Here is a 1042-nt window from a genome sequence, read left to right on the forward strand (position 1 = left end):
ATCTACACTTGTTAAGCTACACTCACCGTCCGCACCCCTACAAACTGTTTAAAATGTAACGCTAGAGCTGCAAGCTGGCAGAGCACCTGCAGGTAGCATGATGTAAATAACGTAGTACACTAAGTACTTAAGCTGGTCAACTAGGATAAAGAAAAATATCCTCGACTTCAGTCGTGCTACAAGCCTGTGACTTTAGTCGTGGGTTGTTGACGACATTGGCTGTACCGTATACATACAGAGGACCTTTTGTATCAGCCATAGACTGAATGATGCTCCTTAGAGTTGTACCTAAAAACAAAAGCAAAAACACCCATTATTGTACCCAGTATAAGTGACAACAAAACAGAGGACAAGTCATAATTATTCACAGCCTCCATATCCTTTTCTCCATATTTTCTTGCAACCAGGGCTACTGCACCGTTACCAAAAATGTAGAAAAACATAGAAAATTTCATTCTCAGTTAAAGTCCTAAGACCCCAAAGGCCACGGCTCTCCTTTGTATCGTGTAGGAATCTCGCCTACAGAATGGGATCGTATCTCAGTAAGAATGCCCCAACGCCTTGTTAAAGCCGATCTTATGTCATTATATGTATTATGTCATTTCTTTCTGATTGTACACATGCCACATTGCTCTCTACATATACAAGAACCCATCTTTACAAGCGGTCAGTGGGTGCCGTAGAATCAGTTGTTTTTATTTGTATCTGAGTCCTTTTCTTGCTATTTTATAAGCTGCTGCATCATGTGAAGAACAACCTAGTCTTTTCATCACTTTTTTTCCTTCTTTTGAAGTGTTTTTTGGATTGACATACTTAAATGCTACACCTCTTTTTAAACATCTACTTTCTATAGCTTTCATATACTTAACAAATGGAAATCCCGATAACATTCGTTTATACTTCTTCGTCTGCCTTCTAAGATAAAAGTTTTTTATGCTTAAAATCTAGATTTTCAATGACGACCATTAAACCATTAATTTCAGCATAATTCGTAATATCTACAGCTACTTTGTTTAACATATCTTTGATTTGATTAGAGGAT

General features: G+C 37.4%; 2 protein-coding genes. Both read right to left on the reverse strand.

Annotated elements, in window-relative coordinates; genetic code table 11:
* Positions 1-251: 251 nt before the first annotated feature.
* On the reverse strand, positions 252-443 hold the full coding sequence (locus EZV73_RS28270; protein ID WP_240843928.1) for an MATE family efflux transporter: 192 nt from the start codon (positions 441-443) through the stop codon (positions 252-254).
* Between the two features lie 252 nt (positions 444-695).
* Complete coding sequence (locus EZV73_RS28275; RefSeq protein WP_240843929.1) at positions 696-890, reverse strand: hypothetical protein; 195 nt, start codon at positions 888-890, stop codon at positions 696-698.
* Between the last annotated feature and the right edge of the window lie 152 nt (positions 891-1042).

Origin of the sequence: Acidaminobacter sp. JC074 (genome assembly GCF_022496765.1) — a bacterium.
Classification (GTDB): Bacteria; Bacillota; Clostridia; order Peptostreptococcales; family Acidaminobacteraceae; genus JABXKX01.